This is a genomic window from Phyllobacterium sp. P5_D12 (assembly GCF_054049495.1).
Genome location: NZ_JBFUMG010000900.1, coordinates 1 through 1,226, shown reverse-complemented (window position 1 = coordinate 1,226; position 1,226 = coordinate 1). Strand labels below are relative to the sequence as shown.

Sequence of the window (1,226 nt, the reverse complement as noted above, 5' to 3'; positions counted from 1 at the left end):
CGATATTGTCTCTGATGGTGGGTGCTGTCACGCTATCGCGCCTCATTAAGGAAGAGGATTTGTCGCGAGGGGTTCTCAACGCAGCCGCCGGGGAAGTCAGACGTATTGCAAGCGGTGATGATGTCGCCTGATAGGCGCAGCCGGGTTCGATGATCTCTGATGCGGATCAGGGCCCGAGTTTGAGCTGCTGCCTCAATGTGCGGGCAACAGCTCGCCCTTTGACCCCTTGCGCAAACTGCATGTTTTGAGAACGGACGCTGGCCGCATCATCGTCCAGAAAGCTCAAGATCTCGTAATATCAATGAGAAGACAGGCGGAAAACGTATGCGCCGTATCGTTGTTACAGGAATGGGTGCTGTAAGTCCCCTTGGAGCGAATGTCAGTATCTCCAGGTCGCGCCTTCTCGCGGGTCAGAGCGGTATCCGGAGACTCGGCGACGATGTGGTCGGAGATCTCCCCTCCAAAATAGGTGGAGTTGTGCCCTCGTTCGCCGAAGACCCTGAAGGAGGCTTCGACCCCGCCAGGGTCATGGCTCCGAAAGACCAACGCAAGGTTGACCGGTTCCTCCTCTTCGCACTGGCGGCCGCTGAAGAGGCGCTCACCCAGGCGAGGTGGAAGCCAATTTCCGATGAGGACCGGCTGCGAACCGCGACGATTATTGATTCGGGCATCGGCGGCTTTCCCCCGATTACCGAATCGGTTCGCACGGTCGATCAACGCGGCGTACGTCGTCATTCGCCCTTCCCCATGCCGTCGTTTCTTGTCAACCTCGCAGCGGGGCAAGCATCGACCCGGTTCGGCTTCAAAGGTCACGTTGGCGCACCGGTGACAGCGTACGCGGCCGGTGTTCAGGCGATCGGCGATGCTGCCAGACTTATCCGATCCAATGAAGCCGAGATTGCCCTGTGCGGCGGGACAGCAGCCTGCATGAATACGGTCCGTCTCGGTGGTTTTGCCGCGTTTCGATCTCTGTCGACCGGCTTCAACGAAACGCCGAGCCGGGCATCGCGCCCTTTTGACATGATGCGTGATGGCTTCGTCATGGGAGAAGGAGCCGGCATCCTGGTCATCGAAGCCCTGAGCCATGCGCTTGCTCGCGGCGCCACGCCGATTGCCGAACTCGTCGGATACGGTACGACAGCCGACGCCCATCGCATGACACCGGGTTCCGAAGGCGGAGATGGTGCGCGCAGAGCCATGGAGATCGCCATTGCCCAGGCTGTAAT

1 protein-coding gene and 1 pseudogene are annotated in these 1,226 nt (G+C 59.8%); both read left to right on the top strand.

Translation table 11 applies throughout. The annotated features are described in order from the left end of the window. Positions 1 to 131: pseudogene (locus tag ACXJ5O_RS27460) on the top strand (TetR/AcrR family transcriptional regulator); the annotation flags it as partial. Positions 132 to 324: 193 nt separating this feature from the next. Next, positions 325 to 1,226 (top strand): beta-ketoacyl synthase N-terminal-like domain-containing protein (locus ACXJ5O_RS27455; protein WP_457302670.1); only part of this gene is annotated, 902 nt, incomplete at its 3' end.